Source organism: Ruminiclostridium papyrosolvens C7 (assembly GCF_000421965.1).
In the GTDB taxonomy this organism is placed as follows: domain Bacteria; phylum Bacillota; class Clostridia; order Acetivibrionales; family DSM-1351; genus Ruminiclostridium; species Ruminiclostridium papyrosolvens_A.
Genome location: NZ_ATAY01000006.1, coordinates 1 through 14,971 on the forward strand (window position 1 = coordinate 1; position 14,971 = coordinate 14,971).

Annotated in this window: 15 protein-coding genes; 3 read left to right on the top strand and 12 right to left on the bottom strand. The window is 37.6% G+C overall.

The genetic code is table 11. The features are described 5' to 3' along the window. Positions 1–814: 814 nt before the first annotated feature. From L323_RS21610 to L323_RS21625, 4 genes are read right to left on the bottom strand one after another with little or no spacing between them, the layout of a single operon-like run. Positions 815–1,048 (bottom strand): hypothetical protein, encoded by a 234-nt coding sequence (locus L323_RS21610; RefSeq protein ID WP_020813722.1) that lies wholly within the window; start codon positions 1,046–1,048, stop codon positions 815–817. A 6-nt stretch (positions 1,049–1,054) separates the two neighbouring features. Further along, positions 1,055–1,459, bottom strand: coding sequence for a hypothetical protein (locus L323_RS21615; protein WP_020813723.1), 405 nt, complete (start codon positions 1,457–1,459; stop codon positions 1,055–1,057). Further along, positions 1,456–1,884 (bottom strand): hypothetical protein, encoded by a 429-nt coding sequence (locus tag L323_RS21620; RefSeq protein WP_020813724.1) that lies wholly within the window; start codon positions 1,882–1,884, stop codon positions 1,456–1,458. The genes L323_RS21615 and L323_RS21620 overlap by 4 nt, the downstream gene beginning before the upstream one ends. A 12-nt stretch (positions 1,885–1,896) precedes the next feature. Continuing rightward, the gene (locus tag L323_RS21625; RefSeq protein WP_020813725.1) at positions 1,897–3,207 is read right to left on the bottom strand and encodes a glycoside hydrolase family 27 protein; all 1,311 of its coding nucleotides are present in this window, start codon (positions 3,205–3,207) and stop codon (positions 1,897–1,899) included. Positions 3,208–3,549: 342 nt separating this feature from the next. On the opposite strand from L323_RS21625, the gene L323_RS21630 reads away from it, so the two are divergent. Beyond that, positions 3,550–3,846 (top strand): hypothetical protein, encoded by a 297-nt coding sequence (locus L323_RS21630; RefSeq protein WP_020813726.1) that lies wholly within the window; start codon positions 3,550–3,552, stop codon positions 3,844–3,846. 11 nt (positions 3,847–3,857) lie between these two features. Further along, the gene (locus L323_RS21635; RefSeq protein WP_020813727.1) at positions 3,858–4,424 is read left to right on the top strand and encodes a hypothetical protein; all 567 of its coding nucleotides are present in this window, start codon (positions 3,858–3,860) and stop codon (positions 4,422–4,424) included. Positions 4,425–4,551: 127 nt separating this feature from the next. Here L323_RS21635 and L323_RS21640 read toward each other — a convergent pair whose 3' ends face one another. Continuing rightward, positions 4,552–5,910, bottom strand: coding sequence for an AraC family transcriptional regulator (locus L323_RS21640; protein WP_020813728.1), 1,359 nt, complete (start codon positions 5,908–5,910; stop codon positions 4,552–4,554). 142 nt (positions 5,911–6,052) lie between these two features. On the opposite strand from L323_RS21640, the gene L323_RS21645 reads away from it, so the two are divergent. Next, positions 6,053–6,949 carry a DUF4846 domain-containing protein gene (locus L323_RS21645; protein WP_020813730.1) on the top strand — a complete coding sequence of 299 codons (897 nt, stop codon included), beginning with the start codon at positions 6,053–6,055 and terminating at the stop codon, positions 6,947–6,949. A gap of 63 nt (positions 6,950–7,012) precedes the next feature. Here L323_RS21645 and L323_RS21650 read toward each other — a convergent pair whose 3' ends face one another. From L323_RS21650 to L323_RS21680, 7 genes are all read right to left on the bottom strand, one after another. Beyond that, on the bottom strand, positions 7,013–7,759 hold the full coding sequence (locus L323_RS21650; RefSeq protein WP_020813731.1) for a YebC/PmpR family DNA-binding transcriptional regulator: 747 nt from the start codon (positions 7,757–7,759) through the stop codon (positions 7,013–7,015). A gap of 92 nt (positions 7,760–7,851) precedes the next feature. Then, positions 7,852–8,502, bottom strand: coding sequence for a YigZ family protein (locus L323_RS21655; RefSeq protein WP_020813732.1), 651 nt, complete (start codon positions 8,500–8,502; stop codon positions 7,852–7,854). Positions 8,503–8,636: 134 nt separating this feature from the next. Then, complete coding sequence (locus L323_RS21660; protein WP_020813733.1) at positions 8,637–9,050, bottom strand: NUDIX hydrolase; 414 nt, start codon at positions 9,048–9,050, stop codon at positions 8,637–8,639. A 76-nt stretch (positions 9,051–9,126) separates the two neighbouring features. Next, positions 9,127–10,917 (bottom strand): GTPase HflX, encoded by a 1,791-nt coding sequence (gene hflX / locus L323_RS21665; protein WP_031341678.1) that lies wholly within the window; start codon positions 10,915–10,917, stop codon positions 9,127–9,129. Between the two features lie 31 nt (positions 10,918–10,948). Continuing rightward, positions 10,949–11,452 carry a dUTP diphosphatase gene (dut, locus tag L323_RS21670; protein WP_020813735.1) on the bottom strand — a complete coding sequence of 168 codons (504 nt, stop codon included), beginning with the start codon at positions 11,450–11,452 and terminating at the stop codon, positions 10,949–10,951. A 59-nt stretch (positions 11,453–11,511) separates the two neighbouring features. Then, entirely contained in the window at positions 11,512–14,019 is a 2,508-nt protein-coding gene (locus L323_RS21675; RefSeq protein WP_020813736.1) for a U32 family peptidase, read from the bottom strand. Between the two features lie 36 nt (positions 14,020–14,055). Continuing rightward, a complete protein-coding gene (locus L323_RS21680) occupies positions 14,056–14,934 on the bottom strand; it encodes a peptidase (RefSeq protein WP_020813737.1) in 879 nt (292 codons plus the stop codon). Positions 14,935–14,971: the final 37 nt, after the last annotated feature.

Below are 14,971 nucleotides of genomic sequence, written 5' to 3' on the forward strand. Positions count from 1 at the left end.
TTTTTGGAAATTTTACACTCCAATTTATCAAAGATTTGTAACTTTTAAAATTACACTACATTACTTTTATTGCATGGATTAATTTACTCCATTATAATTATGAGTATATGTCAAAAGATGTCATATAATATGATAAATTCATTTGTAGAAAATAAAATACAAAAGGGGCAAATGTAAATGAATACTTACACAGAAATTAACTTGTCAAAAAAGTCGAAATTACCAAATAGTTTTTTAGCAATAGCACACTTTATTATTGCTGTCTTCTATATAATCCAACAGATTATTAATATAAGAAATAGTATGCTTATTAATAATTAATTTATAAATAAAGCCGTAATAGATGCAGTAGAATATATCTCTCTGGGGATTTGTATAATTTTAATTTTAACCAACATTGTTGCAGGAATTGGTATCCTAAAACTGAAAAGTTGGTCATGGTGGTTGAGTGTATCATTCTTTTTATTTTTATTAATACAAAAGATAATTACTTTCCTATTTGGTCTATATACTAAAATTTTTGTATTAGGAATTGGTGAGGACACACTTTTTTGCGTGAATTTGATTTTATTTTAAACATCCTATATATTTCGGCTATAGCAATTATAGTTCTTTTATATCTTAATGATAATCAAGTGTACACCAGCTTTAAAAAGGACATTTCATCAAAAAAAAGAAACTTTGTTTTGGAATAGCTTTTGCATTTATTTTTTCCAATACTATTTTGGGCCAGATAAGTAATTTTTTAACATCAAGGTGTTAGCACCATCGAATCCTTAAACATACAGAAGGCAGTAGTGTTCCGTTCATTTATTTATGGAATATTTAAAATCATGTTACTATTCAAGTATCCCATTACATGAGAAACAATATAAAGCAGGGACATGAACCCATGACAATCTATTTGTGCACTTAAATGTTTCGGCACTTCTCCTTCAAGTATTTTAACAATAGCATTTAGTATTTGTTTTAATTCTACCTTCATCTCCAATAGTACGAAATATTTCATCCATTGTGGGCTTAATATTCTTGTCCAGCATTCGTTCATACAACATCATTGACCTCTTTCAACTCCGGCACTTCCCACACCCTGCATAAAGCACTTTCTATAAGGTATGATATCAGCAAGTATTATAAATGAAAAAATGATACCTGAGTTAAGAGGTACTTTTCCATTTTGTAAACACCATATAACATTTATCAGCATAAAGAAAATATTATAAATAATCATTAGCCTATAGCCCCATTTTTTAAGGAGTAACAATCCAACTGCCGCAGTTGTAAGAACTAATGAAAGTAATATATTCATAACACTGTTTGAAAAAATGGGCATAGAATTCATGTGAAATCCCAGTTTTTCAAAATATCCGGGGAAAATAGTTGCTCCTATTGAAAACATTGCAGCCAAAATAATTAAATCGGCAATTATCGTTATTATGATGGGCCTCTTTTCATTCATCTATTTCCCCCTGAACATAAATTATCTATATATTCGGCGATATCTTTTTGTTTTGCAAAGTAAGATATATTTTTATCTCTCACATCATTTCTCTGTACCTCAAAGTCTCTGGCTCCCTCTAAAATACTTATTCCCTTACCGGATTTTAATATTATAGTAATGCCAGCCTCCGGAGTCGTACCTGCAAACTCCGGATTTTCTCTTATATCAAATGAGTTATTAAACCACTTAATTATATTATCAAATAGGACAGGGTCTTTTATTTCTGTCTGGCCATTTACCTTTGCACTCCAACTCGTTATGCTTAGGACATCCTCTTTCTTAATTTCTTTATGAACGGGATTATCCAAAGGTATGAAAAATTTAATACCCGCAAGAGTAATAAGAATAAACAGTATAGGTACAACCACTGATTTTTTAATCATAAGATATCCCCTTTAAATATCAGTATAAAGGATATTTATGGAAATTTCAAACAACTTCGCTCCATGCGGCAAAATAGCTACCTCCAACTTCTCATTAACGTTATTTATGCTATCCTTACACCACAATTCTTCAAAAACATACCCTTTACAGCAGTCAAGCCCTAGCTCCTCAGGAGTAATTTGAATATTCCTCACTTGGTCACTGAGATTGAATAAGGCAAGATAGTAAACCTCCTCTTCCGTATCTTTTGAAAACCATATCGCCTGCTGGGCATCCCCTGAAATCTGTTTTGCACCTGTTGAGTGGGTCAGAAGACGTAATACTTTCCTATTCGTCATAAGTTCCAGTGTCCACTTATCCAGTTTGGTTAATTCCGCCCCAACCATAAGAGGAGAACGGAAGATACACCAAAGGGTCATCATAGTAACCTGTTCTTCCCTAGTGAAATTTGTTAATCTTTCTTCCCCGAAGCCTTTACCGATATATCCCAGAGGGAGCATATCACAATCAGGGTAGCAACCTTCTGAAACATGATTTTGCCAAATTTCACATCTCTCAAACATATTCTTTAACAGTGGCCAGCTATCCCAGAAATCATCTGTAATTCTCCACATGTTCGCATATTTTTCATAGTGCCATGCCTTATTTATAAGAGCAGGCCCCGGCGACAAGCTTAGAACCATCGGACGTCCGCAATTTTGTATAGCATTAAAAAGCATTTCAATTTCTTTTTCAGCAGATTTCATGTCATGTCTGCATATATCATCACACTTTATAAAGTCCACTCCCCATTGGGCATATAAATTGAAAATGGAATTGTAATACTCCTGAGCTCCTTGTTTATTGACCTCTAACCCATACATATCAGGATTCCACATGCATATAGAATATGGGTCGGCAATCTCATTTGCTGTTCTATCAGTTCCATAAACCCTCATGTGATTGTGGGCTGAGACTCTGGGAATACCTCTCATAATGTGAATCCCAAACTTTAGCCCAAGGCTATGTACGTAATCAGCCAGAGGCTTAAAGCCCATACCGTTTGCAGAGGACGGGAAACGCTCCGGACATGGGAGAAGTCTGGAATATTCATCAATTTCCACTTTCCCGAAGGGTACATATTGAAATTCATCTCTTTTCAAGCCTGCCTCATGGCTATACCAGGATATATCAACAACTATATATTCCCATCCATATTCCTTCAGGTTTGCAGCCATATAATCCGCATTTTTCTTAACCTGTTCCTCATTGACTGTAGTATCATAGTAATCATAACTGTTCCAACCCATGGGTGGCATAACAGCAAACATATTTTTATTCATAATCTTTTCTCCATAAATAAATTTTTAATGCATATAACACCTGTTGAATACCGAAATCAGCATAAGCTTACGGGGATATAAATTTCTTGCAAAATTCTCACATAATGGATATAATCTTTTTAGGGAAAATTAAATAGTTGCCGTGATTACTAAGTGACGCAAACACTTAGTAACTCATGCAGGTGTTACGACCACCCACACGTATGGACTTTTGTCCACCACAGCAACCAGTTTTTATTATACTTGGTTTTATTTCTTTTTGCAATCAAACAAGTGCGTGTAGGGTCACACCTATCCGCACTTTTTAATTTTCCCTCCATTTTTTCTTTGGAGGGAAAATATATGTTTAATAAAAAAAATGATATTTTTAAGAGCAGGGAAAGTTTCATTCTATCTTGCATGGATAGGCGAATTGATGAGTTGAGCGACGAGTTCATCAATTCAGCTGATTGTCCGGAGTTATATAATAAGTATCAATACATCTTAAAGAAGCTGGCCAATATACTGCCTTCTGAAACCTTTGCACTGGTTCTGGAGCTTGACAGCATAAACGGGAAGCTATCTTCCGACAATCAAACCTTCTTCTATAAGCAAGGATTTTTTGATTGCCGGAGGGTTTTTAAATTTTTGAATAAATAAGAGGTAATTAGATGAAAAAAATAACCCTAGTATTCTTACTTGTCTTAGTATTCTTGGTCAGCTGCGCACAGCAACCCCGAAAAGACATTCATAGTTATATTTCAAAAAACTTTGAATGTAAAACTATAAAGTCGATAAATGAGACAGTTCCTCCAATATTGGGAGGAAAGTTTACTTACCATGTATCATTTGTTGATAAATCTGATAATGACTGTTTTTTAATTATAAACCCGGACTTAAATAAATATATCTTGATTTATAATAGTTTGTATATTGAACATAATTCTAAGGAGCTGCAAGATAGGTTCAAGGATTTCATCCATGATAGACTTAATCCTCCCAATTTTAGTTCAGAATACATAATTAAGTCAGATATAATTGATTTAAATATAAAAAAAGGCAAAAGCAATTTAGATTTATTTAAGAATGGTAAAGTAGGAGTACTGGAAATACAAGATGACTATATTTTTATGGATAAGGAAAAAGGGAAAGCACTAGGTCCTTCACAAGTCAAAAATACTATATTGTTTGATACTGATACAAAACATTACTTCGAGTTCGATGAAAAAATAAATTAGAGACATGAGAGGATATGTGTGCATAGGCTTTTAACTGTATGCCATATCGTGTGCTGATGTGGGTTTAGCACCATAATTCATGCACTATATTGCAGGGTACCTCTCCCCTTTTTCCCATGTACTTCCCTTACTCTTTTTGTTTTACCGGCATATGTAAAACTACCTCTGTATCCATGTCAAGTTCAGGTTTATTAAGCTTATATTCTTCAAAAAACCAGTAGTCTCCAAAGTCGAATTCCGTACTTTTAGATAACCACTTTATAAACTCGCCCCATGCCCAACCATTATAACTGTATTTCGCTTTCATTATGGCATAGTAACCGCCTTTAAACTCTTCCAGCTTAATATTTTGATTATCAGTTCTGAATTCCTCATCAACTGTAACATGGATTTTATAGAAAAAGTCTTTATGCCCTATTTTCTCATGGTTATAGTAAGCAAAAAACCTGTGTGACTTGCTACCACTAAATAGGCCTTGCGAATCTGCCCATTTGAAAAAGAAATCACGTGCTTTTTCAGCTGCATCTTTCCCGGTTGCAGTATATGTTACCGTCAACATAGGTTCTACGTAATCGAATGTTTTGGTTACGTCATACTCGCTGGATTTTACGGCTATAGGCATATATAAGTCTATTCCTCCGATATGGTTGGCATTATCATCAAAGCCCAAGTGTTCTTCCAACCATTGGTGTCCGCCGTAAACGTATTTACTGTCCGAAAGCCAGTTTTTAAAACGGTTCCATGCCTTGACGATTTCATCCCCTATATCACCATCCTGCCCCCGTTTAACGTTTGTAACAGCGTAAAGTCCTCCGTCTAGAACTTTTTCCTTCACAAGGTCATCATTTACAACTATATTATCTGCAATAGTGACGCAAACTTCGTACCCGTATTCTTCTTCCTCAGGAGAAGACGGATTCGGGTTATTGTACCCGAAAATACGTAAATTCTGTTCATTTACGTTAAGACCATTCGTATTGAGCCATTCTGCCATTACAGTAAAAGCATGGTGCTCAGGTTGTTTTCCATAATAGCAAAAATATGCTACACGAGTTGGCTCCAGTTCTTTCAAAACCTTTATGTCAGGATAATTCTCAATAAGTTCTTTGTCCTGAATATCAAAATACTTTTCCATAATATCAATCCTCTCAAAGTTGTACAAGTTCTTCTGTTTCCTATACTCTCTTGGCAGAAATCCCGTCACACGTTTGAAAGCCCTCGAAAAGCTGTCTCCGCTCTCAAAATCAAACTTTATCGCAATATCAATTAAACAAGTATTGCTGCTTTGTAGCTCAAAAGCCGCCAGATTAAACCTGCGAAGCCTGATGTATTCTTTTACCGAGTAGCCGGTTAGTGCAAAAAACATTCTATAAAAGTTTGACAAAGACATATATGCTGTTTGTGCTGCAAAATCTATGCTTATTTTGTTTTCAAGGTTGTTTTCAATGTAATCAACGGATTTCTGAATTCTTTCATAGTAGTTCATTAAAGAAGCGCTCCTTTGGTCTCTTAAGATGAGAATATAATATCATACCAGAATTTTAGCTGTCCGACTTTTTTTCCAAAAATATAGCCTCACGTATCCATTAGTTTTAAAATTTGGTACAATGAATTCAGGAGGATAACCAATGAAAAAATTATTAATTACCATGCTACTACTCTTACTTACGGCATGTTCAAATACAAATCCTGCCCAAACCACTAAAAGCACTGTCACTGAACCAATGCATACATCCGGCAAACCTTCTCATACAATCAAAAAACCCGAGAATCTTATTAATGCCAATGGACAAATGGTACAAGAAAGAATCAGGGTTCCTAAAGGCTTTGAAAGAATAAACGTAGAAAACAACTCATTTGGTCAGTACCTAAGGGATTTACCCGTAAAGCCCGATGGTACGAAAATAATGCTTTACAATGGCGACGTAACGGAAAAAAATGTTCATGTTGCAGTGCTTGATATTGATGTGGGCAATAGGGATTTACAGCAATGTGCTGATGCAGTTATCAGATTAAGAGCTGAATATTTGTACAGTCAAGGACTTTATAAAAGAATACACTTTAATTTTACAAACGGATTTAACGCTGATTATTGGAAATGGATAAATGGAAACAGAATTGTAGTTAAGGGTACTAGCACCTATTGGGTTAATAATGCAAATTATTCAAAAGAATACAGTAGTTTCAGAAAGTATCTGGATGTAGTTTTTGCATACGCAGGAACCTTATCTCTTTCAAATGAGATGAAAAATGAACCTATAGAAAACATGCAAATAGGAGATGTATTTCTAAAGGGTGCTACTCCCGGCCACGCTGTTATCGTACTGGACATGGCAGAAAACGAAAAAACGGGAGAAAAGATTTTTTTGACAGCACAGAGTTACATGCCTGCACAAAGCATTCATATTCTTAAAAACCCGGAAAATGAAACCCTAAGTCCTTGGTACTCAACTAATTTTGGTGATACGTTGAAGACACCTGAATGGGACTTTGACAAAAGCCAGTTGATGAGGTTTGAAAATTAAAATTGCCAATTTTAATCAGGTTTATTTGAAATCCTGAAAAAAATTGGCAATATCATTAATATCTTATTCTTCCTCTTCTTCCTCTTCCTGTTCCCAACTGTGGTAAACATTTGACACGTCGTCAAGGTCTTCCAAAGCTTCTATCAGCTTGTCCATAAACTTAATCTGTTCAGGTTCTGTAAGTTTTGTAGTAGTTGTTGGTATCATTGAAACCTCTGCTTCAATAAATTCGTAGCCCTTTGCTTCAAGTGCCTCGCGAACAGCTGAAAAATCAGCAGGATCAGTTACTATTTCATAGCAGTTGTCATCTGAATCAAAGTCTTCCGCTCCGGCATCCAATGCTTCCATCATCAAGGTTTCTTCGTTAACCTTGTCATCCTTTTCGATAACTATAACACCTTTTTTATTAAACATGAAGGAAACACAGCCGCTTTGTCCAAGGTTTCCGCCGAATTTATCAAAATAGTGTCTCAGGTCGCCTGCCGTTCTGTTTCTGTTATCTGTTGTACATTCGCATATAACAGCAACTCCGCCCGGGCCGTAGCCTTCGTATGTTATTTCTTCATAGTTGGAACCATCGGCTTCACCCGATGCCTTCTTAATACTTCTTTGAATATTATCATTAGGCATATTATTAGCTTTACACTTAGCGATAATATCCTTTAATTTAGAATTTGCATTTGGGTCAGCTCCTCCCATTCTTACAGCTATCTGGATTTCTCTTCCCAGCTTAGTAAAAATCTTGGCTCTGACAGCATCTGCTGCACCTTTTTGGCGTTTAATATTCGCCCATTTTGAATGCCCTGACATGTTTACCTCCTAATAAATCCTATTTATATTCTTTTAAAAGCTTAAGCTTTATTTTACAATTAAAATCCATTATAAATTATAATAGTTATTTGTTAAATAATCAACCTTCCATCACTGCCTAATGTAATGTAAGTTTTTTCACCAAGGTCAAGGATAGCTCTACCATTGGAAACCTCTACAATATCCTTCATGAGTTTTTCTTCATTTCCTACCTCTATAAGAACGCAAAGCTCAACATCCTGCTCATATCTGATGTCTTTTATTATATTATTATTTGAAATAAGCATATTCTGCAGTCGTCCAAAAATAGTATATTCTATTATAATATTCAAGTTATAACAGAGCTTACGGGTAACTATTTCAGCTGCTTCAAGTCCCAAGGAGGCACTCTTGCTGTATGCGCGGATAAGCCCGGAGGCCCCAAGCAATGTCCCTCCGAAATAGCGGGTCACTACCACCACAACATCCTGCAAGCCCATACGTTTTATTACTTCCAGTGTGGGCATTCCGGCTGTTCCCGAAGGCTCACCGTCATCGCTGTATCTCTGGATTAAGGTTTCATTCTTTATACTGTAGGCATATACATTATGAGTTGCATTCCAGTACTTTGACCTCAATGTTTCGATAAACTCCAGTGCTTCTTCTTCACATGTTACAGGACGGACATTAGCAATAAATCTGGACTTTTTTTCCTCAAACTCCGCTTCAGCGGTATTTAGTATTGTTTTGTATTCAGGTAACAAATTAACCTCCCAGCAGTATATTTTTACCTTTTGATTATGTAAACTTTTTTTAATTCTATCCTATATCTAAAAACAGCACCCCCAAAAACCGGGAGTGCTGATACTTACTGCATTATAATACTCTAAGCTTACTGCTAAGCCAGCTCTTTATATTTCGCAAAAGACAAATTTATAAGTGCTCTGTCCTGACTGTAAGTAATCTTCTCCAAAGCCTCTTCAATGGAAAAGTATCCGCCTTCACTGAAATTATCTTCTTTATTAATATCAAAATTATCATTAAGGGATTTCATTACATACCAGGTAATCTTGTTACAAACCGGACGCTGACGTGTTACAGAGAAAAATTCATAGTTGGTATTGCCTGCTGCTAAAATAATTTCCGCATCAATTCCCGTTTCTTCCTTTACTCTCCTTTTGGCTACCTCATCGGGATAATCTCCACTTCTGATGACTCCCTTTGGAAGTACCCATTCATCCTTCTCATTTTTTAAAAGAAACACTTTCTCTCCAGAAAAGACCACTCCACCTGCACAGTTTCTAACAAGCATAATCAAAACCCCTTCCTGATAGAATTTAGTTTTTATTTAGTTGTCTGTTACTATTATAATACTCTAACTGGTGAATTTATACAACCATAAAATCCGCAAGCCTGCTAACTTTTTCCACCTTAACCAGAGCCTTTACCTTTATCCCCCCTTCCTCATATTCCTGATGAATTATCTGTCCATTTTCATATATATACGGCATAACCCATCCGTCATTATACGGCACTAGAAGGTTTACCTCCTTCAGCTGATGCATAAAGCCTTCTGTTATTTTTTCCAACAGCTGTTCTATGCCATATCCGGTAGCAGCCGATATCTCGCAAACTGCCGAATATCCCACAGTACTGATTCTCCTACCGTCCTTTATCAAGTCCTGCTTGTTAAGTACCAGTATGGTGTTTTTAGTTGAAGCACCCAATTCTTCAAGGAGTTTTTCTACAACGGATATTTGCATTGAAACGTTCTCATTTGAAGCATCTACCACGTGCAAAAGCATATCTGCGTGAACTGCCTCTTCCAGTGTTGATTTAAAAGCTTCAATCAAGTCATGGGGAAGCTTTCTGATAAACCCAACCGTATCAATGAGTATTGCTTCCCTTCCGTCGCTCATTGTAAGCTGTCTGGCGGATGGGTCAAGGGTTGCAAAAAGCTTGTCTTCAACAAGTACCGAAGAACCGCACATCCTGTTCAATAACGTTGATTTCCCTGCATTGGTATACCCCACAATTGCTATTACAGGAGTATTATTGCTGGTTCTGTTGCTACGCAAAAACTCTCTTCTCTTCTCCAGTTGTTTCAATTCCTGCTCCAGACCTGTGATTCTCCGGCGTATATGCCTTCTGTCTACCTCCAGCTTTTTTTCACCGGGGCCTCGGGTTCCTATACCTCCTCCAAGCCTTGAAAGCTGAGTTCCCATACCCATAAGTCTCGGAAGTTTGTATTTAAGCTGTGCCAGTTCTACCTGAAGCTTACCTTCTTTTGAAACAGCCCTTTGTGCAAATATATCAAGTATCAGGGTTGTTCTGTCAATTACCCTTACCTTTATCATTTCCTCGATATTTCTTATCTGGGCCCCTGAAAGTTCATCATCAAAAATCAGCAATTGAACATCTCTGGCTTGACACATCAAAGAAAGCTCTTCTATTTTTCCCTTTCCAATGTAATACGCAGAGTCCTCAGTTTGCTTTTTCTGCAATACCTTGTCTACAACTACTGCCCCTGCCGTTTTTGCCAGCTCCTCAAGCTCCTCCAGAGATTCCTGAGCATCCTTTGAAGTTATATTTTCCAGTCTGCTTTGAGACGTTTCCAAACCTACGAGTATTGCGGTCTCTGCTTCTTCTTCATTTTCATAAATTTCGCTCTTTGCAGATGCGTCCAGCTCTTCAATAATTCTGTAGATATAGTTGAGACGAGTATCTCCTATGCTAAATGGCCCATAAATGTCAACGCCTTCTTCATGGTTCAGGCAGCCTGTATAAATCTCAGAAGGCTGTCCGTCCACAACACCTATGGCTATCATGGTATCCAGTCTCAGCTTCTGAAGTGTGCTTACATCTACCTGAGACAACATTCCTCCTCCGCTGGGGTGGGTATGAATACACCTTATCGCAGACAGTCTCGCTGTTCCCCGTCTGCCGTCTACCTGTGGCAAAGTAACTGTTCCGCTGTCACCAATGCTTATGTATGCTACAACGCCCCTTCTGTTAATAAGCACGGAAATTTCCCTGTTTATTTCTGCTGAAATTCTGGAAATAGTCACGGCAAGTTCCTCAGGAACCAAGTCCATTGAACCGTACTTTTTATCGTATAAGTCCTCCAATTCCTGAAGAATCTTGTCCTTTATTGATTGTATATTACCATTAACTTTAATAAAATCAGCCTCCTTTATAGAATATAAAAGCCTACTTTGTAATTCCTGTTGAGCCGAATCCCCCGCCTCTGTTACTACCTATTTCCCGGACAGAATCAACAATGGTAAATTCCATTTTTGGAACAACCTGTAAAACTATCTGTGCAATTCTATCACCTTTTCTTATAATATATGTTCCCTTACGGTTTTCTTTTTCATCCAGCGTAAAAGGAGACTTGCTATTGTCTGGAACCTCCATATCCGAGCTGTTGGAAATTATTATGCCCAACTCATCCCGATACCCGCTATCAATTGTACCCGGTGAATTTGGGACTCTTAAAGGTGTTTTAAAGGATATTCCGCTGCGGGGTCTTACCTGAATTTCATAACCTTCAGGTATTGCCAGTTTTAACCCCGTAGGTACAACAACGGTTTCTCCGGGTGCAATTACGGCATTCTCCGCTGCATAGACATCCATCCCGGCATCTCCCGGATTGGCGTATTTCGGTAAAATTGCATCTTCCCTGCACAATTCTATAAATATCTCAACAGACATTCTATTTCCTCCCCAGTAGTTAAATCTTATTTGTTTTATGTAAACCGTTTTCTGAATACTTATACTCCCTTTTGTAAATGCCCTCTTGTAAAGCCTGATACTTTAATCCTTTCAACCAATTTTTCCATATTAGATGTTATTTTATCATGTCTAAGCAAACTTCTATATAAGGAACATATATCGTGTAAGTCCTTTTCAGTTTCATCAACAAAACTCAATCTTATATGCTCAATCCCGGTTTTGCTTATCTGCTCTGAAAGCTCAGGTGCAAAAAGTACATTTGAATTGAATATTGTACTGCGGCAGTCAATACAATCGCTTTTAACAAGGAATTCCGCACCCTTTCTGTCACTAAGCTTATAAACGCCGTTTTTACAAAGCTTGCCGCACTTTTGGGGTTCACATTTTCCCACGCTTCCTCCTACAGGACAATACTCGCTGGTCATAACGGGGATTTTTCCGTATACCACAAGTTCAGTATCAAAATCCTGAGGATATTTCATTTCAGTTATTTGGGACAGATTAAGTTCACAGGAAAGTGTCCCTCCGGTGAATCCCAGTTCTTTTAACTTATTCAAAGAATAACTGTTTAATATATTTATTGTATAGTCGCCGACTATTGGTACCCTATTACCCAACTTTTCCCGTACTATTTCATAAACAGCAGGACTTCCGGCCAAAAATCCGTCCACGTCAGCAGAAACCTTTTGTAGGCCTTTTTTCAGTATTTCCGTGTAATTCCCCCTTATTACAGCAGGGATATATGCATATACTTCCTTCCCGGCCCGGCGAATATTTTCTACACTTTGCAGCTTTTCATTTCCCATTATTTCGGTAAAGGTCAGATACACTCTGTCAACGTCCAAGTCTTTAAAGTCCATTCTGTCAGGGTAATCATAAAACATTGCAGATATTTTTTTATCTTTATTTATCTTCTGAACATTTCCCGGGAAATATGAAATTGAATTAAATGTTCTTTTATCAAAGTTAGCTGATTCCTTTTTAAAGGATAATATCCTTTTTTGTTCCAGGAGTTCACCTGCACTTCTTCTTATGTTGTTAAGCTCACTTATCGGAATGACTGCATCCTCGTCAATGTCAAGGTTAATGTCCTCTATATCAAAAGGTGTTGAACCCATCTTTTTCAATTGTTCAATTATTCTTTCCTTTGTAAGAGGCTTATTTACAGCCTTTTGAGGTAATTGCTCTCCTGCTGCCGAAACACTGTTTCCATAAGCATCCTGCAAGTTTAGTACCGGTACCTGTCCGTATTTCATGGTGAAGCTTGCTTTTATGCCGGATTTTCTGCTTCCCTTTGAATAGGTTGCAGCAGCCTGCTCCAGCATTTCCTTGTCCGAGGTCTTGTAAACTCTGCTTCCCTTCTGCACATTTCCTTTTATAACTGAAACCCATACAGTATCACCCTTGTGAGCTTTTCTGACCAATTTCTTTTCCTTTACGATTTTTGTTATTATCCCTCCTGGGCTTTCCTGAAACTTACTGCCGGACCATATCTCAATCCCGTCACCCATTCCCAGCATATTATCAAGTTTTATCAAAACGGAATTGGTACTTTTGTCCTGTGAAACCACACTTCCTAAAGGGGTTCCCCAGTTTTTAGGTTTTTCATATGCCATCATTTCCGGCCCTGTTTTACCCAAAAGGTAACCTTTAGAGAACCCACCCCGATTAAAGCTTTGCAGCAGTTTGTGTCTATCCTCCTGCGATACTTTATGTCTACTTGTTTTACTGTCAGCAATACCTTTTTCCTCATAAATCAAGTCAAGATATTTCCTGTAGGTACCAACTACAGAAGCCACGTATTCAGGGCTTTTCATTCGCCCCTCTATCTTTAGTGAGGTTACTCCCGCATCGATAAGGTCGGAAAGGTGATCTATATAACATATATCTTTAGGACTAATAAGGTATCCGCTGCCAATGTCACCGCCATCCCTTTTTATGGAATACGGCATTCTGCACGGTTGGGCGCACTTTCCCCTGTTTCCACTTCTTCCTCCTATCATACTGCTCATATAGCATTGCCCTGAAACACATATGCACAAAGCACCGTGGACAAAAGCCTCAATTTCAAGAGGGGTTTGTCCGCAAATTCTTTTTATTTCTGCGAGATTCAGCTCTCTTGCAAGTACTATTCTGCGAAACCCAAGTGTTTCAAGGGCTTTTATGCCTTCCATGCTGTAAATTGTCATCTGAGTACTGGCATGTAATGTAATTTCGGGTATCAGTTTTTTTAAATTGGAAGCGAGGCCCATATCCTGTACTATAAAGGCATCTATACCCATTTCGTATGCCTTTGCGGCATATTCTACAGCCTCCTGCATTTCCGAATCCAAAACTAAAGTATTCATTGTTAAAAAAACACCGGCATCTCTGGTGTGAGCATAGTCCAATGCCCTTTCCAACTGTTCCTCATCAAAATTTCCCGCAAACTGTCTGGCATTAAGCAGTTTTCCTCCAAGGTAAACTGCGTCTGCCCCATTTTCTATTGCAGCCAAAAAGGCATCATATGTCCCTGCCGGTGCCAATAGTTCTATTTTTTTCGCCAAACTGCTACCTCCAAATATCCATTAAATTGCTGCATTTCACAGTCCATTTTTTGAAAACAATTCAAGCACAAAGGGCATAATGTCTGTCAGTGAGTGAACCTCTGTCTTTACGTTTTCGGCTTTTTTGCCCAGTACTACCACAGGTACCTTGTTCATGGTATGGGTATGAACACTCATGTCCTCAATATTTCCATGGTCGCTGGTTATAATTAAAACATCCTCTTCAAAATCCATCTGTTTTAACAACTCGTCAAAAAAGCTGTCCAGTCTGTCTATTAATTTTACTGCTTCATTAAAATCAGCCTTATGGCCTTGTATATCTGTCAAAAAATGTTCGTACAAAGTAAAATCATAATTTCTGCTAAGTCTGTACAGGTTTTGGGCTGCCTTCTGTGGAGTGACGGTATCAACACTGTATCCTGACTCCTTTAGTATATCTCCTGTAATATCATGGTATACTCCGTTTTCGTTTATGAATTCATTTACTGTCCTGAAATTGATTCCGGCTGCCATGCTCATAACAGATGTTACCGAAGGCCTGTGTTTCCTGTCCTTTACATTCAGCATGTTTTCCAGATACTCATCCCGGTAAACATTTGAGCTGGTAACTTTATAGCCCCTTTTTATAAGTTCGCTGAATATGTTTGATTTATATATAACCTTTTTAAGAGAAATGGTGGGTTGTCCGCTCAAATGCCTGTTGAGTACCTCAGGGGCATTTACTCCGGTAAATATGGTTGTCTGTCCCGTAGCACTTTGGGGAAGACCTTCCACACCCATTGAAGCATCAGCCTGAAATCTGGCATTATCTATAAGTCGGGCAAGTACCTGTTGTTCACTAGCATACACAGGGTTTGCCATCCTATCTTTTTCACCTATTCCCACACCGTCTAAAAATGTAAAAATTACTTTCATGTCTTTCTCCTTGAAGAATTATTTGCATATATATTAT

What these genes read in the sequence shown, in the direction of transcription:
- L323_RS21630 (WP_020813726.1), top strand. Translation starts at nt 3,550, where the DNA reads ATGTTTAATAAAAAAAATGATATTTTTAAGAGCAGGGAAAGTTTCATT.
- L323_RS21680 (WP_020813737.1), bottom strand. Translation starts at nt 14,934, where the DNA reads ATGAAAGTAATTTTTACATTTTTAGACGGTGTGGGAATAGGTGAAAAA.
- L323_RS21610 (WP_020813722.1), bottom strand. Translation starts at nt 1,048, where the DNA reads ATGAACGAATGCTGGACAAGAATATTAAGCCCACAATGGATGAAATAT.
- dut (WP_020813735.1), bottom strand. Translation starts at nt 11,452, where the DNA reads ATGTCTGTTGAGATATTTATAGAATTGTGCAGGGAAGATGCAATTTTA.
- L323_RS21615 (WP_020813723.1), bottom strand. Translation starts at nt 1,459, where the DNA reads ATGAATGAAAAGAGGCCCATCATAATAACGATAATTGCCGATTTAATT.
- L323_RS21645 (WP_020813730.1), top strand. Translation starts at nt 6,053, where the DNA reads ATGAAAAAATTATTAATTACCATGCTACTACTCTTACTTACGGCATGT.
- L323_RS21620 (WP_020813724.1), bottom strand. Translation starts at nt 1,884, where the DNA reads ATGATTAAAAAATCAGTGGTTGTACCTATACTGTTTATTCTTATTACT.
- L323_RS21640 (WP_020813728.1), bottom strand. Translation starts at nt 5,910, where the DNA reads ATGAACTACTATGAAAGAATTCAGAAATCCGTTGATTACATTGAAAAC.
- L323_RS21635 (WP_020813727.1), top strand. Translation starts at nt 3,858, where the DNA reads ATGAAAAAAATAACCCTAGTATTCTTACTTGTCTTAGTATTCTTGGTC.
- L323_RS21660 (WP_020813733.1), bottom strand. Translation starts at nt 9,050, where the DNA reads ATGCTTGTTAGAAACTGTGCAGGTGGAGTGGTCTTTTCTGGAGAGAAA.
- L323_RS21625 (WP_020813725.1), bottom strand. Translation starts at nt 3,207, where the DNA reads ATGAATAAAAATATGTTTGCTGTTATGCCACCCATGGGTTGGAACAGT.
- L323_RS21650 (WP_020813731.1), bottom strand. Translation starts at nt 7,759, where the DNA reads ATGTCAGGGCATTCAAAATGGGCGAATATTAAACGCCAAAAAGGTGCA.